Here is a 25,742-nt window from a genome sequence, read left to right on the forward strand (position 1 = left end):
CCGTGCCGCTCGTGATTTCGCACTGCGTCGAGGAGTGACCTTTTGACAACCGAAAAGCAAGGCGGGCAGGGGGACTCGGCCGAAACCTGGCCGGTGAGCCCGTATCAGCGGGATGTGCTCGGCGTGGCCTTCCGGCTGGCGCCGGAGCCGGTCGCCCAGGCGGTGCTGAGCTTCCGGATCGACGCGCCGCTCGAGCTGCCGCGGCTGCAGGCCTGCTGGGAGCGGGTGCTGCGCGGCGACGATTCGCTGCGGCTGCGGTTCGGCTTCGCCGACGGCGAGTTCCGGCAGTGGGTGAGCGACGACATCCCGCCGGTGCGGGTGGCCGACCTCACCGGCGAGCCGGACCCGGAGGCGGCCGCGCAGCGCTGGATGTGGCAGTCGGTCGGCGCCGCCGACACCCCCGAGCACCCGGCCCGGCTGGCCGCGGTGGTGGACCGCCCCGACCGGTTCTTCCTCTTCATCTCGGTGCACCACGCCATGATGGACGGCTACGGCCTGAACCTGCTGATCGCGCAGCTGGATTCGGCGTACCGCATGACCGAGGTGCCGCTGGCCGAGCTGGCCCGGCCCGAACCGGTGAACGAGTACACCGACCGCTCCGCCGCCACCTACCGCGCCATCGCCGACGTCGATGCCGCCTACCTGGCCTCCGAGGACTACGCGCAGGACCGCGCGGCGCTGCTCGCGGCGCTGGACGGGGTGCGCCCCGCGCTCTTCCCCGGCCGCTCCGGCCGCCCGCTGGTGGTGCGCGGCCACTACGGCACCATGATCCCCGGCGAGTTCATGGACCGGGTGCGCGCCACCGGCTTCAGCGTCTACGCCTACACCGCCGCCGCGCTGGCCGCCTGGCTCACCGCGGTGCACCGCACCGACGAGGTGGTGCTCGGCGTCCCCATGCTGAATCGGGCCACCCCGGAGACCTTCCGCACCCTCGGGCACCGCACCAATGCCGTCCCGCTGCGCATCCGCGTCGACCGCGACCAGCCGCTCGCCGCGCTCGCCGCGCAGGTCGCGCAGCAGATCAAGGCGGGAAAGCGGCACCAGCGCTTCCCCTTCGGCGATCTCACCAAGGCGCTCGCGCCGGACCCGACGGCGCCGCCGCTCTACGACGTCTCCTACTCCTTCACCAAGCTGCCGGACGCCGCCTACGTGCAGGAGCTGCTCGCCAAGTGCGCCATGCTCAACCCCGGCCCCGGCCAGGAGGCGCTGAGCATCGTGGTCGCGGAGAGCGGCAGCGACGGCTCGGTGACGCTGCAACTGCTCTACGACACCGACGTCTTCGACGACCACCTGCGCATCGAGGCCGCGCTGAGCTCGTTCGGCGCGCTGCTCACCGCCGCGCTCGCCGCCCCGGAGACGCCGGTGGGCGAGCTGCCGCTGATCGGTTACCGCACCGCCGAGCGGATCGCGGCCTGGGAGGCCGGGCCGCGCGCGGAGTTCCCGTACACCACGCTGGACCGGCAGCTGCTGGAGCAGGTCGAGGCCGGGCCGGAGCGGATCGCGGTGCTGCCCGCCGAACCCGGCGCCGCCCCGCTGAGCTACGGCGAGTTCGCCGCCGCCGCGGCCGGGATCGCCGCCCGGCTGGCCGATCTCGGCGCCACCGGCGACGACTGCGTCCCGGTGGTGCTGCCGCGCTCCACCAGCCTGCTGACCGCCATCCACGGCATCGTCCGGGCCGGCTGCGCCTACGTGCCGCTCGACCCGGGGTACCCGGCGAGCCGGATCGAGACCGTGCTGCGCGATTGCGGCGCCCGCTTCGTGCTGGCCGACGCCGAGCACGACCGGGTGTACCGGCGGCTCGGCGTCACCCGGATCGACCCCGGCGAGGTGCGGCCGCTGCCGCGCGGGGTGGAGAACCGCTCGCACCCGGCCGGGCTCGCGTACGTCATCTACACCTCGGGCTCCACCGGCACCCCCAAGGGCGTGCAGATCGAGCACCGCTCGGTGGTGAACCGGCTCGGCTGGATGCAGCGCCGCTACCCGCTGACCGGCGCCGACATCGTGCTGCAGAAGACCCCGGCGACCTTCGACGTCTCGGTGTGGGAGCTGTTCTGGTGGGCCGGCGCCGGCGCCGCGGTCGCGCTGCTGGAGCCGGGCGGCGAGCGCGATCCGCGCCGCATCCTGGCCACGGTCGAGCGGCACGGCGTCACCGTGCTGCACTTCGTCCCGTCGCTGCTCGCCGCCTTCCTGGACGAGCTGGAGGCCGACCGGGAGGCGGTGCACCGGCTGCGCACGCTGCGGCTGGTGTTCTGCAGCGGCGAGGAGCTGGCCCCGGCGCTGGTGCGGCGCTTCCGCACCGCCTACGCCGCGGCCCGGCTGGAGCCGCCGCTGCTGGTGAACCTGTACGGCCCCACCGAGGGCACCGTCGACGTCTCCTGGTTCGACGTGCCGCGCCGGGATCCGGTGCCGGTGGTGCCGATCGGGCGGCCCATCGACAATATCGACCTGCTGGTCCTCGACGACCGCGGCCGCAGGCTGCCGCCCGGCATCGCGGGCGAGCTGAACATCGCCGGCATCGGCGTCGGGCGCGGGTACCGGAACCGCCCCGAGCTCACCGCCGCCGCCTTCGTCGCCGACCTCGCGGTGCCGGGCAGGCGCCGCTACCGCACCGGCGACCTGGCCCGCTGGCGTGCCGACGGCACCCTGGAGTACCTGGGCCGCTTCGACGACCAGGTGAAGATCCGCGGCAACCGGGTGACGCTCGGCGAGGTGCGCAGCGCGCTGCTCGGCTGCCCCGGCGTGCGTGCCGCCGCGGTGCTGGACGAGCGCGACGGCCACACCGCGCACCTGCTCGGCTACTACGTCGGCGAGGCCACCGCCGACGGGATCGAATCCTGGCTGGCCGAGCGGTTGCCGCGGTACATGGTGCCGAGCAGGCTGCTCCGGGTCGCCCGGATCCCGCTCACCGCCAGCGGCAAGCTCGACCGCAGGGCACTGGCGGCTGAGGCCGCCGACGCGGGGGAGAGCGCGGTCGCGCCGCGCACCCCGGTCGAGGCGGCGCTGGCCGAGGTGTGGTGCGGGCTGCTCGGCGTCGAGCGGATCGGCGTGCACGACAACTTCTTCACGCACGGCGGCGACTCCATCCTGGCGCTGAGCATGCGCACCGCCGCCGAGCGCGCCGGGCTGCCCTTCGAGGTCGACGCCTTCTACCAGCGGCCCACCATCGCCGGGCTGGCCGAGGTGGTCGCCGCCGGGCCGGCCGCGCTGGTTGCCCCGGTGACCGCCGCGCTGGAGACGGTGCCGCTCATCGACCGGGCCGCGCTGCACCGCGCCGAGGACGCCTTCCCGGCCACCGCGCTGCAGCTCGGCATGCTCTACCACAGCATCGAGCGGGCCGGTTCGGTCACCTACAAGGACGTCTTCCGGTACCGGCTGGAGCTGCCGTGGCGGGAGGCCGAGTTCCGCACCGCCTTCGAGGGGCTGGTGCGCAGGCAGCCCGCGCTGCGCTCGTCCTTCGAGCTGAGCCGGTACTCGGTGCCGCTGCAGGTGGTGCACGCCGAGGCGCTGTACCGGCTGAACGTCGTCGACCTCACCGCGAGCGAGCGGCACCTCGCCGACGCCGCGGTCGAGGAGTACGTGCGGCAGCGCAGGCACGCCGACTACGACCCCGCCGTCGCCCCGCTGCACGAGGCGCGGGTCTTCCTGCGCGATACCGTCGCTTCGCGACACGATGTCTCGGCCGCCGAGTCGATTGTTCTCGACTTCGTGCTGAGCTTCCACCACGCGCTGCTCGACGGCTGGAGCGTCGCCACCGCGGTGCTCGAGCTGCTCCAGGACTACCTGCACCGGATCGGCGCGGGCGGCGCCCCGGCCGACCGGGAGCCGCACCCGGCGACGGTGCTCGCCGAGTACGCCAGGGCCGAGACGATCGCCGCCGGGGACGAGGCGTCGCGCGAGTTCTGGCGCGCGAGCCTGGCCGGCGCCGAGCCGACCGCGCTGATCCCGCAGCGGGCCAATCAGCCCGCGGGCGCCGCCCCGCCGCGGGCGCGGGCGCTGGTACCGCGCGCGCTGGCCGAGCGGGTCGCCGCCTTCGCCGCCGAGCACCGGGTGCCGGTGAAGGCGGTCTACCTGACCGCGCACTGCCTGAGCCTGCGGGTGCTCACCGGCCGCCCCGACGTCACCACCGGCGTGGTCGGCCACGGCCGCCCGGACCGGGCCGGCGCCGAGCGGGTCGCCGGGCTCTTCCTCAATACGCTGCCGATGCGGCTGGAGGCGGGCGCGACCACCTGGCTGGACGCGGTGCTCCGGATCGCCGAGCGGGAGCGCGCCGCCTACCCGCACCGCCGCTACCCGCTGCGCGCCATCCTGGCCGAGGGCGGGCCGGTCTTCGAGACCGCCTTCAACTACGTCGACTACCACCTGCTGACGCCGCTGCTCGCGCAGGGCGCGGTGCGCATCGGCGAGCTGGACGCCCGCGAGGACACCAACTTCCAGCTCCTCGTCACGGTGGCCGCCGACCCGCGCGACGGCAGCCACTGGCTGCGGGTGGACGGCGACGCCGGGCTCACCGGCGACCAGTGCGAGACCGTCGCGCTCACCCACCTGCGCATGCTGGCCGGGATCGTCGCCGACCCGTACGCGGCGGCCGGCCCCGCCACCGCGCGCGACGTCGGCACGCTGGTCTTCGAGGCGGCCGCGCTGCACCCGGACGCCATCGCGCTGGCCGGCGACTCCGGCGGGCTCACCTACGCCGAGCTGATCGAGCGGGTCGAGGCGCTCACCGGCGGGCTGACGGGCGCGGGCATCGCCCCCGGCGACCGGGTCGGCATCCTGATGAACCGCCGCCCGGAGCTGGTGCTCCTGGTGCTCGCGCTGGCCCGGCTCGGGGCCTGCGGCGTGCCGCTCGACGTCGGCTACCCGCCGGTCCGGCTGAACCTCATGATCGACCGGGCGCAGCCGCACCGGGTGATCGCCGACGCCGAGCACGCCGCCATCGTCGCCGAGCCCGCCCTCGTCCTCGACGCCGCCACCCTCCTCGACACCGCCGCGACACTCGATTCCGCCGCGGCCGCGGCGCTGCCGCCGGTGCGCTCGGAGTCCATCGCCTACGTGCTCTTCACCTCCGGCTCCACCGGCGAGCCCAAGGGCGTCGCCATGCCGCACCGCGGCCTCACCGCGCTGGTGGAGTGGCAGAACCGCACCGCGTCCGGGCTCGGCCCGGCGAGCACGCTGCAGCTCGCCCCGCTCAGCTTCGACGTCGCCTTCCAGGAGATCTTCAGCACCCTGGCCGCCGGCTCCACGCTCCGGGTCAGCTCCGCCGACCTGCGCGCCGACGTGGAGGAGCTGCTCGACACCGTGATCGCGGACGGCATCGAGCGGCTCTTCCTGCCCTACGTCGCGCTGCAGGCCTTCGCCGAGGCGGCGGTGGCGCGGCAGCGCTTCCCGGTCGCGCTGCGGGTGCTGGTCTCCTCGGGCGAGCAGCTGCGCATCACCGACGAGATCCGCGCGCTCTGCGCCGCGGTGCCGGGGTTGCTGCTGGAGAACCAGTACGGCCCCACCGAATCGCACGTCGCCACCACCTTCGCGCTGCGCGGCCCGGCCGCCGAGTACCCGGCGCTTCCCCCGATCGGCCGGGCGGTCCCCGGCGCCGCGGTGGAGCTGCTCGACCTCGCGCTGCGCCCGGTGCCGGACGGCGTGATCGGCGAGCTCTACCTGGCCGGGCGCACCCTCGCGCACGGCTACCACGCCCGCCCCGCGCTCACCGCGCAGCGCTTCGTGGCCGGGCCGGGCGGCGGCGTCCGGTACCGCACCGGCGACCTCGGGCTCCGGCTGCACACCGGCGACGTGGTCTGCCTCGGCCGCAGCGACAGCCAGGTGAAGATCCGCGGCTTCCGGGTGGAGCCCGCCGAGGTGGAGATCGCCATCCACGCCCTGGTCGACCGGTTCCCCGGAATCACCGACGCGGCGGTGGTGGCGCGCGGCTACGGCGGGATCGACGGCGCGCTGATCGCCTTCCTGGTCGGCGATGCCGCGGTCACCGACCAGAGCGCGCTGCGCCAGCAGCTGCGCGCGGTGTTGCCCGCGCACATGGTGCCGAGCCGCTTCGTCTGGGTGGCGGAGCTGCCGACCACCCCGAGCGGCAAGCGCGACGACGCCGCGCTGCGCGCCCGCGCCGCCGCCGCGCCGGAATCCACCGGCGCGCGGCGCGAGCCGAGCGACGAGTACGAGCGCAGCGCGGTCGACCTGCTCGCCGAGTTCGCCGGGCTGCGCGAGATCGGCCCGGACGACGACTTCTTCGCGGCCGGCGGCACCTCCATCGGCGCCATGCGGGTGGTGCTCGGGCTCTCCCGGCGCTGGGGCGCCGAGGTGCCGCTGGACGCCTTCGTCGGCGCGCCCACCGCGGCCGGGCTGGCGGCGCTGCTGCGCTCCGGCTCGGTGCGGCGCACCTTCGACCCGCTGGTGCCGATCACCGTGCCCGAGCGGCCGGGCCGGGCGCCGGTCTTCCTGGTGCACCCGATCGGCGGCAATGTGCTCTGCTACCTGGCGCTGGCCAGGCACCTCGACCCGGACCGGCCGGTCTACGCGCTCCAGGCGGCGGGCGCCGACCCGGGCAGCACCCCGGAGAAGACCGTCCCCGCCATGGCCGCCGCCTACCTGGAGGCGGTGCGCCGGGTGCGCCCGCACGGGCCGTACCACCTGGCGGGGTGGTCGTTCGGCGGCACCGTCGCGCTGGAGATGGCGCGGCTGCTGCCCGCCGACGAGGTCGCCGGGGTGACGCTGCTCGACACCATGGCGCTGCGCAAGCTCGAGCAGCGGGAGCCGATCGCCGAGGAGCAGCTGATCCGCTGGTTCTTCCTGGAGCTCATCTGGTACGCCCGCGGCGAGCAGGCGGTGCGCGCCGAGTTCGAGCCGGACGTGCACGGCGCCGAGGCGCTCTTCGACGTCATGCTGGCCGAGGCCATCGGCTCCGGCATCCTCCCGGCCGAGAGCTCACCGCAGGCCATCCGGCGGCTCTACGACGTGTTCCACGCCAACTACGTGGCGCTGCTGGAGTACGAGCTGACCCCGCTGGACCGGGACATCACGCTGCTGCGCGCGGAGGGCGAGCTGCCGCCCGGCGTGGACTTCGCGCACCGGATGGTCGGCAGCATGTTCGACAGCGACAACAACGGCTGGGCGCAGTACGCGGGCGGTGCCTTCGAGGTGCTCCCGGTCCCCGGCGACCACCTGCACATGATGGTGGAGCCGCACGTCGAACAGGTCGCCGCCCGGCTGAACGAGGTACTGGCCCGCGCCGACCGGCACTGAGTGCGGCGGAAGGGGCTGCCGCGCAGCACCTTCCACCCACCGTTTGCTGGACCGGCACCCGGGTACCCGGCCGGAGACCGGGAGGTGAACCATGCCGGATGTGGCGATGCGAGCGAAGTTCCGCCCGATCGATTGGTCGGGCAGCCCCCGGGTGCTGCGCAAGGGCACCTGGTGGGGCGTGCTGAAGCGGGTGGTCGGCGAGTTCCAGCGGGACAATGTCACCGACTGGGCGGCCGCGCTCACCTACTACAGCGTGCTCTCGGTCTTCCCGGCCATCATCGTGCTCACCGCGCTGCTCGGCTCGCTCGGCCCCACCGCCACCGACGAGCTGATCGACACCATCCGCGAACTCGGCCCTGGCAGCGGCACCGACCTGCTGGTGAACGCGGTGAACGAGCTGCAGGGCAGCCAGTCGGCGGCGGGCCCGCTCGCCATCATCGGCGTCGCCACCGCGCTCTGGACCGCCTCCGGCTACATCGGCGCCTTCATCCGCGCCGCCAACGCCATCTACGAGGTCGAGGAGGGGCGCCCGATCTGGAAGACCGTCCCGGTGCGGCTCGGGCTGACCGCGGCCATGGTCGCGCTGCTCGGCATCGTCGCGCTCGGCGTGGTCGCGACCGGCTCGGTGGCAGACAAGGTGGGGCACTGGCTCGGCATCGGCTCCGCGGCGGTGACCGCCTGGGACATCCTCAAGTGGCCGGTGCTGGCGATTCTCATGAGCCTGGCCATCGCGCTGCTCTACTGGGCCGCGCCGAACGCCAAGCAGCCCGGCTTCACCTGGATCACCCCCGGCAGCGTGCTCGCGGTGCTGGTGTGGATCGTCGCCTCCGCCGGATTCACCCTGTACGTGGCGAATTTCGGCTCCTACAACAAGGTGTACGGCTCGCTGGCGGGCGCCGTGATCTTCCTGGTGTGGCTCTGGATCACCAATATCGCGGTGCTGCTCGGCGCCGAGTTTAATGCCGAGATCGCCCGCGGCAGGCGGATCGAGCAGGGGCTCCCGCCGGACGAGGAGCCCTTCCTCCCGCTGCGCGACATCCCCGACCACGACAAGGAGAAGCAGCCATGAGCGAGTCAACGCCCGGCGAGGAGCGCATCGCCGAGATCGCCGCCGACGTCAGGGCGAGCGGCGCCGACCAGCCCGGCGAGTCGGTGCGGGTGGCGGCCGGCCGCGCGGACGAGATCCGGGACCAGGCCGAGGAGCTGGTGCAGCGCGGCCAGACCGCCGCGCTCGACCCCACCCGCCGCCCGTGGGTGCCGAAGGTGCTCCTCGGCACCGTTGCCGGGCTGGTGACCTGGCGGATCTTCCGCAGGCACCAGTAGGTCAGGGGCGGAGCACCGAGACCAGGAAATCCGTCTGGTCCCGCACCACCTGCTCGAAGACATCGTCGAAGTAGACGTCGAAGTGGCCCACCGGGTACCGCTTCACCACCGCGTGCTTGGTGCGCTCGGCGGCCCGCAGCGTGGGCTGCACCGGCGCCACCGAGTCGTTGTCGGCCACCGTGTAGAGCACCGGCATGTGCAGCTTCTTCGCCCGCTTGCCCGGCGCGTCGAAGAGCACCGGGAAAGCCACCCGCGCCGCCACTTTCGGCTGGTAGCGCTCGCTCTCCTCGGCCAGCCTGCCGAACCCGGCGGGCACATCCGCCGCGCTCATCAGCGCACCCGCCCGCTTGCGCCCGCCCAGCCGGATTCCGATCGGCTTGCGCCGCACCGGCCCGAGGAGCACATCGGTGAGCGCGATCGCGGTGACCTTGGTCAGGCTGATCGGCCCCTTGCGAAGCCCCGCGGCGAACCCGCTGGTGAAGGGCACCTGCGCCACCACGGCGGCCAGGTAGCTGTCCTCCGGCGCGACGGTGAGCACGTGGCCGCCGCCGAAGGAGGTGCCCCACAGCGCGATCCGGGTGCGGTCGAAGCCGCGGATGGTGCGCGCGAAGGCGATCGCCGCCCGCCAGTCGTCGCGCTGCCTGGCGATGCTCAGCAGCTGCCGCGGCGTCCCCCCGCTCGCCCCGAAGTGCCGGTAGTCGAAGACCAGCACCCCCATCCCGGCGGCGGCGAAGCGCCGGGCATACCGATCGAGCCCCATCTCCCGATTGGCACCGAGGCCGTGTCCCATGATCACCAGCGGGCGCGGCTTGGGCGCCCCGTCCGGTCGGTAGAGCCAGGCGGCACAGTGATCGCTCCCCGACGGAAAACTGACCTCGACACGTTCCATGGCACATGACGGTACCGAGTACGCTGTAGCGGCGGGCGAGTCGGCCGGGCGGCCGCGGCGACGGGAACGGGCACCTCGGTGCCGCTGCCCAGCGCCGAGGAAAGTCCGGACTCCGCAGAGCAGGGCGGTTGCTAACGGCAACCCGGGGTGACCCGCGGGACAGTGCCACAGAGAACAGACCGCCCATGGCCCCTCGGGGCCGTGTGGTGAGGGTGAAACGGTGCGGTAAGAGCGCACCAGCGCCCCGGGTGACCGGGGCGGCTCGGTAAACCCCGCCCGGAGCAAGGTCGAAGGCCGCACCGCTCGCGGTGCGGCTGCGCAGGTGTTCGAGGGCTGCTCGCCCGAGCCTGCGGGTGGACCGCTCGAGGCACCCGGCGACGGTGTGTCCAGATGGATGGCCGCCCCTCGGTGCGAACCGAGGACAGGATCCGGCTTACAGGCCGGCTCGCCCGCCCGGCACGGCCCGCCCCCACCGGGGCGGGCCGCCTCCGGCTCAGCACATGAGCTTGATCATCTGGAAGATGGCCGCGGCCTCCTCCTGGCTCGCCTTCTTGCCGTTCGCCGCCACCCGGTCCGCCAGCGCCGCCTGCACGTCGGGCTCGGCCTTGCCCGCCTTGATGTCGCCGCAGGTCTGGTTGAGGGTATTGCTCAGCGCGGCGTCGTCCTTGCCGCTCGCCAGGGCCGGGAAGGCGCTGCGGAAGCTGACCACGAAGGTGCCCGCCTTGACGGCGTCGACGATCTGCGGGGCGGAGGTTGCCGCGGCGGAGCTGGAGCTGGACGATGCGGCGGCGTCGTCGCCACCGCACCCGGCCAGAACCAGGGTGAGGGCAGTGGCACAGGCCGCGAGGGCGGCGTTCGTTCTGATCACGGGCGGGATGCTAGCGGCCCGGGAACGACGACGCCCCCCGTGCGGAATGAACGGGAGGCGACGAAAAGGGGTGGTGAGACCGGTCTCACACCGGCCGCCGTGCCGCGGCGGTGGCCGGATGGTGACCTCTCCGTGACTGGCGGATGCCGTGATCGGCGTCATAGAGTGTTCGCCGTTGGCAAGGCCCCGCACCGGGTGTTCGCCGGGCAGCTCGGGGCCGATTCATCTCCGATCGTGGGAAGCAGGTCTCATCTTCATGCGGGTAGTTCGTTCTTTGGTCGCCGGTGCCCTGATCGCCGGTGCCGCTTCGGTTTTCGCCGCTTTCGGGGCCGGTTCGGCCGGTGCCGTCGCGGTGACCCCGCTGCCGGGTGGGGTGCAGGTCGACCTCAGCCCGGCCGACACCGCGTTCGTGGCGCAGAACAATGTCGGTCGTGCTATCGCCGGGTTGCCGCACCCGTCGGCCGCCTCGTTCGGCCAGGCGCTCGACGCGGCGGCCGACGTCTCCGCGCAGGTGCCGAACGGCCGGGTCACGTTCACGGTCTACGGGCCGCTGAACGAGCTCAGCGGCACCATGCTGGCGCTGCAGTAGCATCTGCCCCCGTGGAACTCCATCGGCGGATCCGCTCCGCACCGGTCGACTTCGGCCCCGTGCGCACCGAATTCGACCTCCCGGGGGAGTACCCGGCCGCAGCGGTCACGGAGGCCCGCGACGCGATCGACGCGTTCGCGGGCCTTCGCCGCGACCGGACCGACCTCGACTTCGTCACCATCGATCCCCCCGGTGCCATGGACCTGGACCAGGCCGTGCACCTCACCCGCGGCGCCACCGGCTTCACCCTGCACTACGCCATCGCCGACGTGGCCGCGGTGGTCCGGCCGGACGGCGCGCTGGCCGCGGAGACCCGCTCCCGCGGCCAGACCTACTACCTGCCCGACGGCAGCATCCCGCTGCACCCGCCGGTGCTCTCCGAGGGTGCCGCCAGCCTGCTGCCCGACGTGGACCGGCCGGTCGCGCTGTGGACCGTCGAGCTGGACTCTCAGGCCGCTCCGCGAAGCTTTCGCGTCGAGCGCGCGCTGATCCGGTCCAGGGCCCGGCTCGACTACGCCGGCGTGCAGGCCGCCGCCGACGCGGGCACGCTGCCCGCCGCCATCGCGGCGCTGCCCGAGTTCGGCGCCCTGCGCATCGAGGCCGGGCTGGCGCGCGGCGCCATCGCGCTGCGGCTGCCCGCGCAGAGCGTCGTCGCCGACGACGGCGCGAGCGGCCACTGGCGGCTGGTGCTGGAGCCGCGCACCGCCGCCGACGACTGGAACGAGCAGGTCTCGCTGCTGGTCGGAATGTGCGCGGCGCGGATCATGCTGGATGCCGACGCGCCCGTCGGGCTGCTGCGCACCATGCCCGCCCCGCCCGACTCCGCGGTCGCCGCGATGCGCCGCACCGCCGCCGCGCTCGGCGTCGCCTGGCCCGCCGAGCTGCCGGTCGGCCGCATGCTGGCCGCGCTCGACCCCAATACCCCCGCCGGGCTGGTCCTCAACTCCGAGGCGACGACGCTGCTGCGCGGCGCCGCCTACCGCCCCTTCGGCGTCGACGGCGCACCCGCCCCCCCGCCCGCCGATCCCGCGCACAGCGGCCTCGGCGCGCCGTACGCGCACGTCACCGCCCCGCTGCGGCGGCTATCCGACCGCTTCACCACCGAGATCTGCCTCGCCCGCTGCGCCGGCACCGAGATCCCGGCGTGGGTGCGCACCGGAGCGACCGGCGCCGCCGATTCCATGAAGCGCAGCGACACCGTGGCGAACCGGGTGGACCGCGCCTGCGTCGACCGCACCGAGGCGAGCCTGCTCGCGCCGCGCATCGGCGCCGAGTTCGACGCGATCGTGCTGCGCGAGGCGTCGGGAACCAAGCCCGCCGAGATCTTCATCGCCGACCCGCCGGTGGTGGCGGCGTGCACCGGCGAGCCCCCGGAGGGCTCCCGCATCCGCGCCCGCCTCACCCAGGCCGACCCCTCCGCCCGCAAAGTGACATTCTCCTATTCGGCATGATCCGCGGAGACGCCGCGCGAGTTCCCAGGGAGCCGCCCGGCGCCGATCATGCGCTGGGCGGCCGTTGCGTGGCGCCGCCGTGCGCCTGGCGACCTGGCCGCGCACGGCCGTTCGCCGCCCGGGACTCAGCTCACGTCCGCCGCCGCGGGCCTGTTGCCGTTGCTGGCGGCCGCCCCGGCCTTCGCGAAAGCCGCCGCCGGCACCCGCACGTGCCCGTGCTCCTTCAGCTTCGCCAGCGCCTCCGGGTACCTGCTCAGCGCCTTCTTCGCCGCCTTCTTCTCCGCTTTGGCCAGCTCGGCGTAGATCCGCCGCGAACCACCCTCGGCCTCGGCCTGGCGCGCCCGCTCCAGGATCGCGTCCCGCGACTCCACCGCGTCCCGGTGATCACCGAGCACCGACTGCACCTTCTTGGCCCGATCCCCGGCCGCGGCCGCCGCATCCCCGATGGTCTCGGTCGCCGCCTCGCACGAGTAGCGCAGCCGCTTGGCGGACTTGCGGATGTCGTGCAGCAGCTCGATCCGCTCGGCGCCGGAGACGGTGTCCAGCCTCCCCGCCTTCTTGGTGAGCCGCTTCCGGTCGGCGCGCAGGACTCCCGCGAACACCTGCGGCGCGGGCAGCTGCGAGCGGTTCGGCAGCAGCGGCGGCCCGCTGCGCCAGCGCGCCAGCTCCGCGTGCAGCGCGGCGTACCGCTCGCCGTCCAGCGCGTCGAGCACGGCGGCGTGCGCGGCGGCGTAGCGGTCGCGCTCGGCCCGCACCAGCCGGGTGCCGAGCGCGTCCCTGCGCACCGTGCCGTGGCTGCTGTGCGCCTGCACCAGCGCGGCGAAGCGCTCGGCGCGCACCTCGGCGTCGCGGGCCTCGCCGAGCACCCCGGCCAGCCACTTCAGCTCGGCGCCGAGCGCGGCGGCGGGCTCGGCCTCGAAGAGGGTCCCGTAGGAACGGAGCACGCTGCGGAGGCGGCGGGTCGCGACCCGCATCTGGTGCACCGAATCCGGTGCGTCCGCCCGCACCTCCGGCTCGGCGGCCAGCAGGCGGTCGGTGTCCTCGCCCAGCGCGGTGACGGCGGCGGCTCCCGCGGTGGCGGTCATGGCTAGTCCTTTGCGAAGTGGTCGGTCGCCCGGATCAGGCGATCGCTGATACCCGGTTCGGCGGCCGCGTGGCCCGCGTCGTCGATCACGTGCAGCTCCGAGCCCGGCCAGGCTCGGTGCAGCTCCCAGGCGCTGGTCGCCGGGCACACGACGTCGTGCCTGCCCTGGACGATCACGCCCGGAACGTCCGCCAGCGCGCCGATATCGCGCAGCAGCTGCCCCTCGTCGAGGAAGCCGCCGTGGCGGAAGTAGTGGTTCTCGATCCGGGCGAACGCCAGCGCGAACCGCGGTTCGGCGGTCTCGGCGACCCGGTCCGGCTGCGGCAGCAGCGAACTCGTCGCGCCCTCCCAGGTGGACCAGGCAACCGCGGCTCGCAGCGCCAGCCCCTCGTCCGGGGAGTGCAGCAGCCGGTGGTAGGCCTCGACCAGATCGCCGTCACGCATCGATGCCGGCACGGGTGCCAGGAACCGTTCCCACTCCTCGGGGTAGAGGTACCCGGCCGCGCCGTTGTAATACCAGTCGATTTCCTTCCGCCGGAGCAGGAAGATGCCGCGCAGCACCAGCTCGGTGACGCGCTCGCAGTGCCCCTGCGCGTAGGCGAGCGCCAGCGTCGAGCCCCACGACCCGCCGAAGACCTGCCAGCGCTCGATGCCGAGCCGGGTGCGGAGCGCCTCGATATCGGCGATCAGGTGCGGCGTGGTGTTCACCGCGAGATCGGCGCCGTCCGCGATGTGCGGGGCCGAGCGGCCGCAGCCGCGCTGGTCGAAGAGCACGATGCGGTACGCCGCCGGGTCGAAGAACCGCCGGTGGAACGGCGCCGTGCCGCCACCGGGCCCGCCGTGCAGGAACACCACCGGTTTGCCCGCGGGGTTCCCGCTCACCTCCCAGTACAGCGACTGGCCGTCGCCGACGGCGAGCATGCCGCTGTCGTGCGGGGTGATCGGCGGGTAGAGGGCACGCATCAGAAGGCGATCCCCGCGGCCAGGTTCGGCAGCCCGAGCGCCTCGACGGCCTGCTGGTGCACGTCCGCGCAGGCGGCGGTCAGGGTGCGGTCGACCACCGCCTTGTCCGCGAGCACCTGCCCGTTGATGCCGCCGTTGCGCAGCGCCCACTCGTGCACCAGGGCGTTCAGCCCGATCCGGCCCAGCGTCGGGCCCTGCACCCGGAAGTTGGAGAGCTCGGGGCGCAGCATGTTGCAGAGGTCGGTCGCGGCCGCGTCCGGCACGGTGAGCGGGGCGGCCGCGCCCGGCGTCGCCTTCGGGCCGGTGCTCCCGGTGCTGCTCGGCGCGGTGGTGGTGCTGCCCGCGCTGCCGGTCGGCGTGGTGGTCGCGCCGCCGCAGGCGGTGAGCGCGACCGCGCCGGACAGGGCGGCGGCGAGCAGCGCGCTACGGGAGATCCAACGGGGGAGCGGCATCGCAAACCTCTGTGTCGTTCGGGTGATTCGGTTCCCCCGAGTCTGCCACTGCCGCGCGCCGGGCTCCGGTCAGAAGGTGTGCTCCGGTGCCGGGAAGGTGCCGCGCCGCACCTCGTCGGCGTAGCTCGCCGCGGCATCGCGCAGCGCGTCGCCGACGGCGCCGAAGCGCTTCACGAACTTCGCCGTCTTCCCGCTGGTGTACCCGGCCATGTCCTGCCATACCAGCACCTGGGCATCGCACTCGGCCCCGGCGCCGATGCCGACGGTGGGAATGGTGAGCTTGCGGGTGACCTGCCCGGCCAGCTCGGCCGGGACCATCTCCATCACCACGGCGAAGGCGCCCGCCTCCTGGACCGCGATGGCATCGGCGATCAGCTGCTCGGCGCCGTCGCCGCGGCCCTGCACCCGGAAGCCGCCGAGCGTGTTCACGCTCTGCGGGGTGAAGCCGATGTGCGCCATGACCGGGATCCCGGCGGCGGTGATGTGCGCGATCTGCTCCGCGACCCGCTCGCCGCCCTCCAGCTTGACCGCGTGCGCCTGCCCCTCCTTGAGGAAGCGGGTGGCGGTGGCCAGCGCCTGCTGCGCCGACGACTCATAGCTGCCGAACGGCAGGTCGGCCACGACCAGCGCGCTCGGCGCGCCCCGCACCACGCCGCGGACCAGCGGGAGCAGCTCGTCGGCGGTGATCGGGACGGTGGTGTCGTAGCCGTAGACGACATTCGCCGCGGAGTCGCCGACCAGCAGCACCGGGATCCCGGCCGCCTCGAAGAGCCGGGCCGTCGAGTAGTCGTAGGCGGTCAGCATGGACCACTTCTCGCCCGCGGCCTTCAGCTGGGCGAGGTGCTGGACGCGGGTCTTGCGGCGGGCGGGGGCGGCCTCGGGGGCAGCGCCGTAGGCAGGGGTTTCGGCACCGGATACGGACATCGTCGTCCCTTTCGTCGATTCCTCGAGGCCCGTCACGGGTCCCCGGGTTGGGTGACCGTTCAAGTGTGCCACCGGGCCGGGCGGTGGCACAGGCCCGATCGGCGGTGCGATCGGTCACAGGGCCGGGGCGGCGCTCGGTGCGGCACTCCGCTCGGGCCGGAGGGCGGCGATTCCCCGCCCGCGCGGCGCGCGGTAGCGACCCGGCCGCCCGGCTCTGCCAGGATCGTCGGTATGCGATCGGTGCGCGGGTGGCGGGACAGCGGGACGGCCGGACGGCCGGCGCGGGCGCTCGGCGCGCCCCGGAGGCGCGGCGGCGCGCGCCGGGGTGCGGCCCCCGCGCGGGCGCTCGGCATCCTCGCGCTGATCGCGGCGGCCGTGACCGGCTGCACCATCGACCGCACCGAGCCGGTGGCGCTCCCACCGGCCCCCACCGGCCTGGAGCGCTTCTACGACCAGCGCCCGGCGTGGCAGTCCTGCGCCGGCTTCGTCGGCCCGGACGAGCGCATGGCGCCGAACGCCGAGTGCACCCGGATCGAGGTACCGGTCGACTACGCCGACCCGGGCGGCCCGACCGCGCAGATCGCGCTCTCCCGGCTGCCCGCGAGCGGGAAGAAGATCGGCTCGCTGCTGCTCAACCCTGGCGGCCCCGGCGTCTCCGGGCTCGGCATGACCGGCGTCGGCTCCGGCACCGAGCTGGCCGAGCGGTTCGACCGGATCGGCTTCGACCCGCGCGGGGTCGGGGCGTCGCAGCCGGTGATCGCCTGCCTGACGCCGCGGGAGGCCGACGCCGAGCGCGCCGAGCCGCCCACCGACAACGACCCGGCAGGCATCGCCGCCGCCGAGGCCGACAACCGGGACTACGCCGGCCGCTGCGCCGAGCGCACCGGCACCGATTTCCTCGCGCACGTCGGCACCCGCGAGGTGGTGCAGGACATGGACGTGGTGCGCGCCGTGCTCGGCGACCCCGCGCTCACCTACATCGGCTACTCCTACGGCACCCGGATCGGCGCGGCCTACGCGGAGAAGTTCCCGGACCGGGTGCGCGCGCTGGTCCTGGACGCCGCGGTCGACCCGGCCAGCGACCCGGTGGCCGAGTCGCTGCGCCAGGCCGCCGGCTTCCAGCTCGCCTTCGACGGCTATGCCGCGCAGTGCACCGAGGACCCGGCCTGCCCGCTCGGCACCGACCGCGCCGCCGCGGTGCGCCGCTTCCGGGAGCTGGTCGACCCGCTCGCCGAGCGCCCGGCCGCCACCACCGACACCCGCGGGCTCAGCTACGGCGACGCCATCACCGGCGTGCAGCAGGCGCTCTACACCGACGACCTGTGGCAGGTGCTCACCCTCGGCCTGGACGAGCTGCGCGACGGCCGCGGCGACACCCTGCTGCAGCTCGCCGACATGTACGACGGCAGGCGCGAGGACGGCAGCTACGACAACACCCAGGACGCCTTCAACGCCATCCGCTGCGTGGACGACCCGCGGATCACCGACCCCGCGATCGCGGGCAGGCAGGACACCGAGTTCCGGGTCGCGGCGCCGTTCCTGGACGACGGCCGCGGCACCGGCGCCGCCCCGCTGGAGCTCTGCGCGGCCTGGCCGGTGCCGAACTCCGGCACCCCGCACCGGCTGGCGGTGCCCGGGCTGCCGAAGACCGTGGTCGTCTCCACCACCGAGGACCCGGCGACGCCGTACCAGGCCGGGGTCGAGCTCGCCGCCCAGCTGGACGCCGCGCTCATCACCTACCGCGGCAACCGGCACACGGTGGCGCTGGTGGCGGGGGTGCAGTGCGTGGACCGGGCGGTCGTGGCGTACCTGGTCGACCGCACCGAACCGGCACCCGGGCTCACCTGCTGAGCAGCTCACGGCGGTCGCGGCCGGGCGGTGCGCTCTGTCACGGATGAAGCCGTAGCGAAGTCGTGTCCGCATGTAACACGGATTTAACGCCGGGTGCTTACGCTCGCCACCATGGATCGCCAGAAGGAATTCGTGCTGCGGACCCTCGAGGAACGTGACATCCGCTTCGTGCGGCTCTGGTTCACCGACGTGCTCGGTTACCTGAAATCCGTGGCGATCGCCCCGGCCGAACTCGAGGGCGCCTTCGAGGAGGGTATCGGCTTCGACGGCTCGGCTATCGAGGGCTTCGCCCGGGTCTCCGAGGCCGACATGGTCGCCCGCCCCGATCCCTCCACCTTCCAGGTGCTGCCCTGGGCCTCCAGCAAGGGCCACCAGCACTCCGCGCGCATGTTCTGCGACATCACCATGCCGGACGGCTCGCCCTCCTGGGCCGACCCGAGGCACGTGCTGCGCCGCCAGCTGAACAAGGCGGGCGATGTCGGCTTCAGCTGCTACGTGCACCCGGAGATCGAGTTCTTCCTGCTGAAGAACGGCCCCGCGGACGGCAGCGACCCGATCCCCGCCGACACCGGCGGCTTCTTCGACCAGGCGGTGCACGACTCGGCGCCGAACTTCCGGCGGCACGCCATCGACGCGCTGGAGTCCATGGGCATCTCGGTGGAGTTCAGCCACCACGAGGGCGCCCCCGGCCAGCAGGAGATCGACCTGCGCTACGCCGACGCGCTCTCCATGGCCGACAACGTGATGACCTTCCGCTACCTCATCAAGGAGGTGGCGATCGACGAGGGCGTGCGCGCGACCTTCATGCCCAAGCCGTTCTCCGAGTACCCGGGCTCGGCCATGCACACCCACATGAGCCTGTTCGAGGGCGAGGCCAATGCCTTCCACGACCCGGACGACCCGCAGAACCTCTCCGCCACCGCGCGCGCCTTCATCGCCGGCATCCTGGAGCACGCGCCGGAGATCAGCGCCGTCACCAACCAGTGGGTGAACTCCTACAAGCGGCTGATCCACGGCGGCGAGGCGCCGACCGCGGCCTCCTGGGGCCGGTCGAACCGCTCCGCGCTGGTCCGGGTGCCGATGTACACGCCGAACAAGTCCTCCTCGCGCCGGGTCGAGATCCGCAGCCCCGACAGCGCCTGCAACCCGTACCTGACCTTCGCGGTGCTGCTCGCGGCCGGGCTGCGCGGCGTCGAGAAGGGGTACACGCTGCCGCCGGAGGCCGAGGACGACGTCTGGTCGCTGACCCCGGCCGAGCGGCGCGCCATGGGCTTCCGCGAGCTGCCCGGCACGCTGGACGAGGCGCTGGCCGCCATGGAGAAGTCCGAGCTGGTCGCCGAGGCGCTCGGCGAGCACGTCTTCGACTTCTTCCTGCGCAACAAGCGCCGGGAGTGGGCGGGCTACCGCAGCCAGGTCACGCCCTGGGAGCTGCGCGAGTACCTGGGGCTCTAGACGCTGTAGTTTTGGCGGTATGGCCCGGCCCCCGACAGCGCGCTCCGCAGTTCCCGGCGTCGGACGGCTCGGCTTGCTCGAACCGACCGCCGCCACCGCCCTGCGCGAGCTGGCGTGGGACAACGTGGAGAGCATCCCGGTGCTCTGGGCGCTCTCCCGCGCGCCCGACGCCGACCTGGCGCTGAGCACCCTCATGCGGCTGCGCGAGGGGCTCGGAACCGGCTGGGCCGAGCTGGATTCCGCGCTGCGCGCCGACAAGTCGCTGCGCGGCAGGCTCTTCGCGCTGCTCGGCTCCTCCAGCGCGCTCGGCGACCACCTCGTCGCCGACCCGGCGGCCTGGACGGAGCTGCGCCGCAGGGAGCTGCCGAGCGCCGAGCAGCTGCGCGCCGAGCTGCTCGCCGTGGTCGAGGCGGTGCCGGAGGAGGGGCCGGCCGCCGGGCCGCTGGTCTTCCGCGCCGCGCGCAGCGGGCCCGAGGTGGTTCCGCTGCTGCGCAAGCGGTACCGCGACCAGCTCATGCTGCTCGCCGCGCAGGACCTCGCCGCCACCGTGGAGAACGAGCCGGTGCTGCCCTACGCGGTGGTCGGCAGGCAGCTCGCCGACATGGCCGACGCCGCGCTCACCGCGGCGCTCGCGGTGGCCGTCGCGCGGGTCTGCAAGGACGCGCCGCTCGAGGTCCGGCTGGCGGTGATCGCCATGGGCAAGACCGGGGCCCGCGAGCTCAACTACGTCAGCGACGTGGACGTGCTCTTCGTCGCCGAGCCCGCCGACGCCACCGCCACCCGGCTCGCCGCCGAGCTCATGACCGTCGGCGGCACCGCCTTCTTCGAGGTGGACGCGGCGCTGCGGCCGGAGGGCAAGGCCGGCGCGCTGGTGCGCACCCTGGACTCGCACCTCGCCTACTACAAGCGCTGGGCCCGCACCTGGGAGTTCCAGGCGCTGCTCAAGATGCGCCCCGCCACCGGCGACCTGGAGCTCGGCCGGGACTACCGGGACGCCCTGATGCCCATGGTGTGGACCGCCTCCGAGCGCCCCGACTTCGTCACCGACGTGCGCGCCATGCGCCGCCGGGTGGAGGACCTGGTCCCCGCCGACCTGCGCGAGCGCGAACTCAAGCTGGGCCATGGCAGCCTGCGCGACGTCGAGTTCGCGGTGCAGCTGCTGCAGCTGGTGCACGGCCGGGTGGACGAGGCGCTGCACGTGCAGAACACCACCGAGGCGCTGGCCGCGCTCGCCGACCGCGGCTACGTCGGCCGCGACGACGCCGCCAACCTCACCGCCTCCTACGAGTTCCTGCGGCTGCTCGAGCACCGGCTGCAGCTGCAGCGGCTCAAGCGCACGCACACGCTGCCCGCGGGCGACGACGAGGAGGGGCTGCGCTGGCTGGCCCGCGCCGCGCACGTGCGCCCGGACGGCAAGCAGGACGCGGGCGGGGTGCTGGTCGCCGAGATCCGGCGCAACACCGTGCGGGTGCGCAGGCTGCACGCCAAGCTCTTCTACCGCCCGCTGCTGGAGTCGGTGGCGCGGCTGGACTCGGACGCGCTGCGGCTCAGCCCGGAGGCGGCGGTCAGGCAGCTGGCCGCGCTCGGGTACGCCGAGCCGGAGCACGCGCTCGGCCACCTGCGCGCGCTCACCGGCGGGGTGGCGCGCAAGGGCCGGATCCAGACGCTGCTGCTGCCGACGCTGCTGGAGTGGCTCGGCGACACCCCGAACCCGGATGCCGGGCTGCTCGCCTACCGCCGGGTCTCCGAGGCGCTGGACGAGCAGACCTGGTTCCTGCGCGAGCTGCGCGACGAGGGCGCGGTCGCGCAGCGGCTGATGATCGTGCTCGGCTCCTCCGCCTACCTGCCCGACCTGCTGATCAATGCCCCGGAGACGATCCGGCTCTACGCCGACGGCCCGCAGGGGCCGCTGCTCTGCCGCACCCAGCCGGACGAGGTCGCGCGCGGCATCCTCACCGCCGCCGACCGCTACGGCGACGCGAAACGCGCCGTGGCCGCGGCCCGCTCGCTGCGCAGGCACGAGCTGGCCCGGGTGGCCTCGGCCGACCTGCTCGGGCTGCTCGACGTCCCGCAGGTGTGCCGCGCGCTCTCCTCGGTGTGGGTGGCGGTGCTGGAGGCGTCGCTGCGCGCGGTGATCCGCTCCGACGAGCGCGAGTCGGGGGAGCGCGCGCCCGCCGACTTCGCGGTCATCGGCATGGGCAGGCTTGGCGGCATGGAGCTGGGGTACGGCTCCGACGCCGACGTGCTCTTCGTCTGCGACCCGCGCCCCGGCGCCGACGAGACCAAGGCCGTGAAGTGGGCCAACAGCGTCGCCGACCGGCTGCAGAAGCTGCTCGGCGCGCCCAGCACCGACCCGCCGCTGCAGGTGGACGCCGGGCTGCGCCCGGAGGGGCGGAACGGGCCGCTGGTGCGCACCCTCACCGCCTACGCCGCCTACTACCGGCAGTGGGCGCAGCCCTGGGAGATGCAGGCGCTGCTCCGCGCCCACCAGGTCGCCGGCGACCAGGAGCTCGGCGTGCGGTTCCTGCACGTGGTCGACGAGGTGCGGTACCCGAAGGGCGGGGTCTCCGCGGAGGCGGTGCGCGAGATCCGGCGGATCAAGGCGCGGGTCGACTCCGAGCGGCTGCCGCGCGGCGCCGACCCGGCCACGCACACCAAGCTCGGCCGCGGCGGGCTCGCCGACATCGAGTGGACGGTGCAGCTGCTGCAGCTGCGGCACGCGCACGAGGTGCGCGGGCTGCACAACACCTCCACGCTGCAGTCGCTGGACGTCATCGAGGAGACCGGGCTGCTCGGCGCCGACGATGTCGGGCTGCTGCGCGATGCCTGGATCACCGCCACCGCCGCGCGCAATGCGCTGGTGCTGGTCCGCGGCAAGCCGAGCGACCAGCTGCCGGGGCCGGGCCCGCTGCTCTCCGCCGTCGCCAAGGTGGCCGGGTGGCCGACCGACGACGGCGGCGCGTTCCTCGACAACTACCTGCGCGTCACCCGGCGGGCCAAGGCCGTGGTGGAGCGGGTTTTCGGCGGCTGAGGGCCGCCGCGACCCGGGCGGCGCCCGGCCCCGCGGCGGCGCTCGTCGCCGCGGGCTGATCCGGCTCGAGCGGATCGGCGCCGGTCGGCCGTCCGGGTAGGCTCGCCAGCATGGAACGCGCACCCGTCACGGGCCGCGATTCCCGGGGGGCCGAGCCGAGCCATGTCCCGGGGTCGCCGTCGTCAGCACCATCCGTGCCCGCACCGGGCCGCCCAGCCGTGGGCGAGGCAGCCCCGCCCGGCGGGGCCGGCGCAGGTGGGCGCGGTGGGCGGCGTGCGTCGCGGCGCTGGTGGCAGCACGTGAGTTCGGTGCTCGGCTGGCTCGCCGTCGCCGCCGCGCTGCTCGGCATCGCCCTGCACTACGGCATCTCGCAACGCTTCTCGGCGGTTCTCCTCGCCTCCTTCGCCCCCTACCTCATGCTCGGCGCGGTCCTCGCGCTGCTCTTCTTCGCGATCGCCCGCCGCTACCGCTCCGGCGCACTGGCACTGGCGGTGCTGGCGGGGGCGTTCTGGACCCAGCTCCCGCTCTTCGTCGCCGACGGCCACGCGGGCAACGGCCCGCCGCTCACCGTCCTGCAGTCCAACCTGCTCTTCGGCGCCGCCGACGCCGAGGCGGTCCGCGCGGTGGTGCACGACGAGAAGGTGGACGTCCTCACCGCACAGGAACTCACCCTGGAGGCGGTCGCCCGCCTCGACGCCGCCGGCCTCGCCGCCGACCTGCCCTACCGCTACCTGGAGGCGGGCACCGGAGGCGGCGGCAGCGGCATCTACAGCCGCTACCCGATCCGCGACGAACGCCGCTTCGACGGCTTCGAGATGGCGAACCTCGGTGTCACCGTCGAGCACCCCGAGCTCGGCCCGATCCAGGTGCTCACCTTCCACCCCATGCCGCCCCCGCTCAACTTCGGGGCCTGGACCAGCGAAATGGCCCGCACCGGTGAGATTCTCGCCGCCAGCACCGGCCCGGTCGTGGTCGGCGCCGACTTCAACGCCACCCGCGACCACACCGCCTTCCGCGCGCTGCTCGGTGAGCGCTTCGCCGACGCCGCCGAACTCGCGGGCGCCGGCCCCCAGCTCACCTTCCCGGCCGACCGCGCCTGGGGCCCGCTGATCGGCATCGACCACGTCCTGCTCGCGGGCGGCACCGCGGAATCGGTGCGCACCCTCACCGTCCCTGGCTCCGACCACCGCGCCGTCCTGGCCCGGATCCGGCTGGACGACTGAGCGATACGCCGGCGCCGTCGCCCGCGATTAGCATGGGAACGCTCGACGGTGCTTTCCGGGGAGGACAACCGAATGCGAACGACCCTGCCGCGGCTCTGCGCCGCCCTGCTGGCGACCGGGCTGCTGCTCACCGGCTGCGCCAGCGGCTTCACCAATGACAAGCCGCGCGCCGCCACCGCGGCCGAGAACCCCTGGCAGATCGCGGGTTCCACCTCCAGCACCGGGCCGAGCGGCCCGCGCGACGGCGCGCCGGACAGCACCAGGACCGCCGAGAACGGCGACGGCGGCGCCATGGACACGCTCGCGCTGAACGCGCTCGCCGATGTCGAGACCTTCTGGCAGGCCGAGTGGCCGAAGCACTTCCAGGGCAGCTTCGCCCCGGTGGCCAGGATCGTCTCCTGGGACGCCACCGCGCCGAAGAACCAGGCCGTCGAGTTCTGCGGCGAGGACACCTACCAGTTCGTGAACGCCGCCTACTGCGGCCGCGACCACTCCATCGGCTGGGACCGCGGCATCCTGCTGCCCGAGCTGGTGAAGAGCTTCGACGACATGGCCGTTGTCATGGTGCTGGCGCACGAGTACGGCCACGCCGTGCAGGGGCAGGCCAGGATGTCGAACCGCGCCACCCCGACCCTGGTCCAGGAGCAGCAGGCCGACTGCCTGGCCGGCGCCTTCCTGCGGCACGTCGCCGAGGGCGATTCCGCGCACTTCACGCTGAACACCACCGACGGGCTGAACGCGGTGCTCGGCGCGACCGTCGCGGTGCGCGACCGGGACCCCGACGACCCGGACAATGTGCACGGCACCGCCTTCGAGCGGATCACCGCGGTCCAGGTCGGCTACACCGACGGCGTCGCGGGCTGCACCCGGATCGACCAGGCCGAGATCCAGGCCCGCCGCGGCAGCCTCCCGGTCACCTTCGAGTACGGCGAGGAGGAGGGGCAGCTCCCGGTCGATCGGGAGTCGCTGGCGAGCATGGCCACCGCGCTCGGCCGGATCATGCCGCTCGCCACCGCGCCGAAGTTCGACTACTCCGGCGTCGGCCGCAGCTGTGCCGGGGCGTCGCCCACCGAGCCGGTGAGCTACTGCCCGGACACCGACACGGTCGGCTCGGACGTCGCCGACCTGGCGAAGCGCGGCGGCCCGAAGGCGGGCGAGGACGCGCCGCTCTCGGCCATCGTCACCGGCGACTACAACGCCTTCGTCGCCTTCGTCTCCCGCTACACCCTCGCGGTGCAGCGCGACCGCGGCCTGACGCTGACCGGCGCGGAGAGCGCGGGGCTGCGCACCGCCTGCCTCTCCGGCGCGGTCACCACCGCGCTCAGCAGGGAGGGCAGCGATCCCCGGCTCTCCGCGGGTGACCTGGACGAGGCGGTCTCCGGGCTGCTCGCCGACGGCTTCGTGGCGAGCGACGTCGCCGGTGCGGTGGTGCCGAGCGGTTTCGCCCGGCTGGAGGCGTTCCGGCTCGGGGTGCTGGAGGGCGAGCAGTCCTGCTACAGCCGCTGGAGCTAAGCGGAGGGGCGCGCGGGCCCGCTGCGCGCCCGCAGCCACCCGGTCAGGTCGGCGAAGACGGCCTTGCGCTCCGGCTCGTTGAAGACCTCGTGGTAGAGGCCGTCGTAGCGGAGGACGCACTTGTCCGTCGAGGTCACCCGCTGGTCGAGCAGGTCGGCGCTGGAGGGGGCGGCGATGGTGTCGCCGGTGCCGTGCAGCACCAGCAGCGGCTGGTTGATCCGCCCGAGCCGCCCCTTGAGCCGGTCGGCGGTGTCCATGATCTCCACCGCCGTGCGCGCGGGCAGCTTGCCCCGGAAGACCAGCGGGTCCTCGTCGTAGCGGCGCACCACCTCGGGGTCGCGGCTGATGCCCGCGGAGTCGAGTTGCAGCACGCCGAGCCCGGGCAGCGCGCGGGTGAGCAGCGGGGCGAGCAGCCGCTGCACCGGGTTGCCGAGCGGGATGTCCAGCGGCGGCGCGGAGAGCACCACCCCGGCCAGCTCCGGCGCGGTGTCCCTGGTGAGCAGGTGCAGCACCACCAGGCTGCCCATGGAGTGGCCGAGCAGGAAGCGCGGCGCCCGCGGGTGCGCGGCGGCGGCCCGGTCCAGCAGGGTGGCGACGTGGTCGGCGGCGGTCTCCATCGAGCCGATGTTCGCGGTGCCCGCCCCGGCCGAGCCGCCGTGGCCGATGTGGTCGAAGGTGTAGACGGCGAAGCCGTTGCCGGTGAGGTGCTCGGCCAGTTCGGCGTAGCGCCCGGCGTGCTCGGCGACGCCGTGCACCAGGATCACCACCCCGCGCGGGGCGCCACCGGGCTGCCTGGTGTACCAGGCCACCCGCCCGCCGCTGCCGTCGAAGGTGCCGCTCTCGGGAAAGCCGTTGGTGGTGAAGCCGGCCATCGCTGTGCTC

The 25,742-nt window shown here is 74.1% G+C and carries 17 protein-coding genes and 1 other RNA gene; 11 read left to right on the plus strand and 7 right to left on the minus strand.

The genetic code is table 11. The annotated features are described in order from the left end of the window. Window positions 1-93 precede the first annotated feature (93 nt). The 3 genes from AB0H71_RS17935 (at window position 94) to AB0H71_RS17945 (ending at window position 8,571) form a co-directional block, all read left to right on the plus strand. A complete protein-coding gene (locus tag AB0H71_RS17935; protein ID WP_357021633.1) occupies window positions 94-7,248 on the plus strand; it encodes an amino acid adenylation domain-containing protein in 7,155 nt (2,384 codons plus the stop codon). 106 nt (window positions 7,249-7,354) lie between these two features. Continuing rightward, the gene (locus AB0H71_RS17940) at window positions 7,355-8,317 is read left to right on the plus strand and encodes a YihY/virulence factor BrkB family protein (protein WP_357021636.1); all 963 of its coding nucleotides are present in this window, start codon (window positions 7,355-7,357) and stop codon (window positions 8,315-8,317) included. Then, window positions 8,314-8,571, plus strand: coding sequence for a hypothetical protein (locus AB0H71_RS17945; RefSeq protein ID WP_357021639.1), 258 nt, complete (start codon window positions 8,314-8,316; stop codon window positions 8,569-8,571). The genes AB0H71_RS17940 and AB0H71_RS17945 overlap by 4 nt, the downstream gene beginning before the upstream one ends. A 1-nt stretch (window position 8,572) precedes the next feature. Here the strand turns inward: AB0H71_RS17945 and AB0H71_RS17950 are convergent, their stop codons facing one another. Next, window positions 8,573-9,460, minus strand: a complete 888-nt coding sequence (locus AB0H71_RS17950; protein WP_357021642.1) for an alpha/beta fold hydrolase — start codon at window positions 9,458-9,460, stop codon at window positions 8,573-8,575. A gap of 36 nt (window positions 9,461-9,496) precedes the next feature. Between AB0H71_RS17950 and rnpB the strand changes: the two genes are divergently transcribed. Continuing rightward, window positions 9,497-9,912: RNase P RNA component class A (rnpB, locus tag AB0H71_RS17955), an RNA gene on the plus strand. A 41-nt stretch (window positions 9,913-9,953) separates the two neighbouring features. On the opposite strand, the gene AB0H71_RS17960 is transcribed toward rnpB, so the two are convergent. Continuing rightward, complete coding sequence (locus AB0H71_RS17960; protein WP_357021646.1) at window positions 9,954-10,328, minus strand: hypothetical protein; 375 nt, start codon at window positions 10,326-10,328, stop codon at window positions 9,954-9,956. Between the two features lie 256 nt (window positions 10,329-10,584). Here AB0H71_RS17960 and AB0H71_RS17965 point away from each other — a divergent pair, with 256 nt between their 5' ends. Together AB0H71_RS17965 and AB0H71_RS17970 are read left to right on the plus strand one after the other, a co-directional pair. Beyond that, window positions 10,585-10,917: a hypothetical protein gene (locus AB0H71_RS17965; RefSeq protein WP_357021649.1), complete on the plus strand. Its 333-nt coding sequence runs from the start codon at window positions 10,585-10,587 to the stop codon at window positions 10,915-10,917. A gap of 11 nt (window positions 10,918-10,928) precedes the next feature. Next, window positions 10,929-12,368 (plus strand): RNB domain-containing ribonuclease, encoded by a 1,440-nt coding sequence (locus AB0H71_RS17970; protein WP_357021651.1) that lies wholly within the window; start codon window positions 10,929-10,931, stop codon window positions 12,366-12,368. Window positions 12,369-12,493: 125 nt separating this feature from the next. On the opposite strand, the gene AB0H71_RS17975 is transcribed toward AB0H71_RS17970, so the two are convergent. From AB0H71_RS17975 to panB, 4 genes are all read right to left on the minus strand, one after another. Continuing rightward, window positions 12,494-13,453: a CHAD domain-containing protein gene (locus AB0H71_RS17975; protein ID WP_357021654.1), complete on the minus strand. Its 960-nt coding sequence runs from the start codon at window positions 13,451-13,453 to the stop codon at window positions 12,494-12,496. A 2-nt stretch (window positions 13,454-13,455) separates the two neighbouring features. Continuing rightward, window positions 13,456-14,415, minus strand: a complete 960-nt coding sequence (gene pip / locus AB0H71_RS17980) for a prolyl aminopeptidase (RefSeq protein ID WP_357021657.1) — start codon at window positions 14,413-14,415, stop codon at window positions 13,456-13,458. Next, on the minus strand, window positions 14,415-14,867 hold the full coding sequence (locus AB0H71_RS17985; protein ID WP_357021660.1) for a hypothetical protein: 453 nt from the start codon (window positions 14,865-14,867) through the stop codon (window positions 14,415-14,417). Before AB0H71_RS17985 ends, pip begins: the two co-directional genes overlap by 1 nt. Before the next feature lie 69 nt (window positions 14,868-14,936). Continuing rightward, the gene (gene panB / locus AB0H71_RS17990; protein WP_357021663.1) at window positions 14,937-15,791 is read right to left on the minus strand and encodes a 3-methyl-2-oxobutanoate hydroxymethyltransferase; all 855 of its coding nucleotides are present in this window, start codon (window positions 15,789-15,791) and stop codon (window positions 14,937-14,939) included. A 231-nt stretch (window positions 15,792-16,022) separates the two neighbouring features. Here panB and AB0H71_RS17995 point away from each other — a divergent pair, with 231 nt between their 5' ends. The 5 genes from AB0H71_RS17995 (at window position 16,023) to AB0H71_RS18015 (ending at window position 24,860) form a co-directional block, all read left to right on the plus strand. Beyond that, a complete protein-coding gene (locus AB0H71_RS17995) occupies window positions 16,023-17,642 on the plus strand; it encodes an alpha/beta hydrolase (RefSeq protein ID WP_357021665.1) in 1,620 nt (539 codons plus the stop codon). A 111-nt stretch (window positions 17,643-17,753) separates the two neighbouring features. Next, window positions 17,754-19,094 (plus strand): type I glutamate--ammonia ligase, encoded by a 1,341-nt coding sequence (gene glnA / locus AB0H71_RS18000; RefSeq protein WP_357021668.1) that lies wholly within the window; start codon window positions 17,754-17,756, stop codon window positions 19,092-19,094. Window positions 19,095-19,113: 19 nt separating this feature from the next. Beyond that, the gene (locus tag AB0H71_RS18005; RefSeq protein ID WP_357021671.1) at window positions 19,114-22,125 is read left to right on the plus strand and encodes a bifunctional [glutamine synthetase] adenylyltransferase/[glutamine synthetase]-adenylyl-L-tyrosine phosphorylase; all 3,012 of its coding nucleotides are present in this window, start codon (window positions 19,114-19,116) and stop codon (window positions 22,123-22,125) included. 299 nt (window positions 22,126-22,424) lie between these two features. Then, entirely contained in the window at window positions 22,425-23,348 is a 924-nt protein-coding gene (locus tag AB0H71_RS18010; protein ID WP_357021673.1) for an endonuclease/exonuclease/phosphatase family protein, read from the plus strand. Window positions 23,349-23,420: 72 nt separating this feature from the next. Continuing rightward, window positions 23,421-24,860 (plus strand): metallopeptidase, encoded by a 1,440-nt coding sequence (locus AB0H71_RS18015; protein ID WP_357021676.1) that lies wholly within the window; start codon window positions 23,421-23,423, stop codon window positions 24,858-24,860. Here AB0H71_RS18015 and AB0H71_RS18020 read toward each other — a convergent pair. Next, on the minus strand, window positions 24,857-25,732 hold the full coding sequence (locus tag AB0H71_RS18020) for a lysophospholipase (protein ID WP_357021679.1): 876 nt from the start codon (window positions 25,730-25,732) through the stop codon (window positions 24,857-24,859). The genes AB0H71_RS18015 and AB0H71_RS18020 overlap by 4 nt on opposite strands. Window positions 25,733-25,742: the final 10 nt, after the last annotated feature.

Origin of the sequence: Nocardia sp. NPDC050697 (assembly GCF_040654395.1) — a bacterium.
Classification (GTDB): Bacteria; Actinomycetota; Actinomycetes; order Mycobacteriales; family Mycobacteriaceae; genus Nocardia.

Coding starts and splice junctions, on each gene's coding strand:
- AB0H71_RS17995 (WP_357021665.1), top strand. CDS start 16,023: ATGCGATCGGTGCGCGGGTGGCGGGACAGCGGGACGGCCGGACGGCCG.
- AB0H71_RS17985 (WP_357021660.1), bottom strand. CDS start 14,867: ATGCCGCTCCCCCGTTGGATCTCCCGTAGCGCGCTGCTCGCCGCCGCC.
- AB0H71_RS17975 (WP_357021654.1), bottom strand. CDS start 13,453: ATGACCGCCACCGCGGGAGCCGCCGCCGTCACCGCGCTGGGCGAGGAC.
- AB0H71_RS17950 (WP_357021642.1), bottom strand. CDS start 9,460: ATGGAACGTGTCGAGGTCAGTTTTCCGTCGGGGAGCGATCACTGTGCC.
- pip (WP_357021657.1), bottom strand. CDS start 14,415: ATGCGTGCCCTCTACCCGCCGATCACCCCGCACGACAGCGGCATGCTC.
- AB0H71_RS18020 (WP_357021679.1), bottom strand. CDS start 25,732: ATGGCCGGCTTCACCACCAACGGCTTTCCCGAGAGCGGCACCTTCGAC.
- AB0H71_RS18015 (WP_357021676.1), top strand. CDS start 23,421: ATGCGAACGACCCTGCCGCGGCTCTGCGCCGCCCTGCTGGCGACCGGG.
- panB (WP_357021663.1), bottom strand. CDS start 15,791: ATGTCCGTATCCGGTGCCGAAACCCCTGCCTACGGCGCTGCCCCCGAG.
- AB0H71_RS17965 (WP_357021649.1), top strand. CDS start 10,585: ATGCGGGTAGTTCGTTCTTTGGTCGCCGGTGCCCTGATCGCCGGTGCC.
- AB0H71_RS18005 (WP_357021671.1), top strand. CDS start 19,114: ATGGCCCGGCCCCCGACAGCGCGCTCCGCAGTTCCCGGCGTCGGACGG.
- AB0H71_RS17940 (WP_357021636.1), top strand. CDS start 7,355: ATGCGAGCGAAGTTCCGCCCGATCGATTGGTCGGGCAGCCCCCGGGTG.
- glnA (WP_357021668.1), top strand. CDS start 17,754: ATGGATCGCCAGAAGGAATTCGTGCTGCGGACCCTCGAGGAACGTGAC.
- AB0H71_RS17945 (WP_357021639.1), top strand. CDS start 8,314: ATGAGCGAGTCAACGCCCGGCGAGGAGCGCATCGCCGAGATCGCCGCC.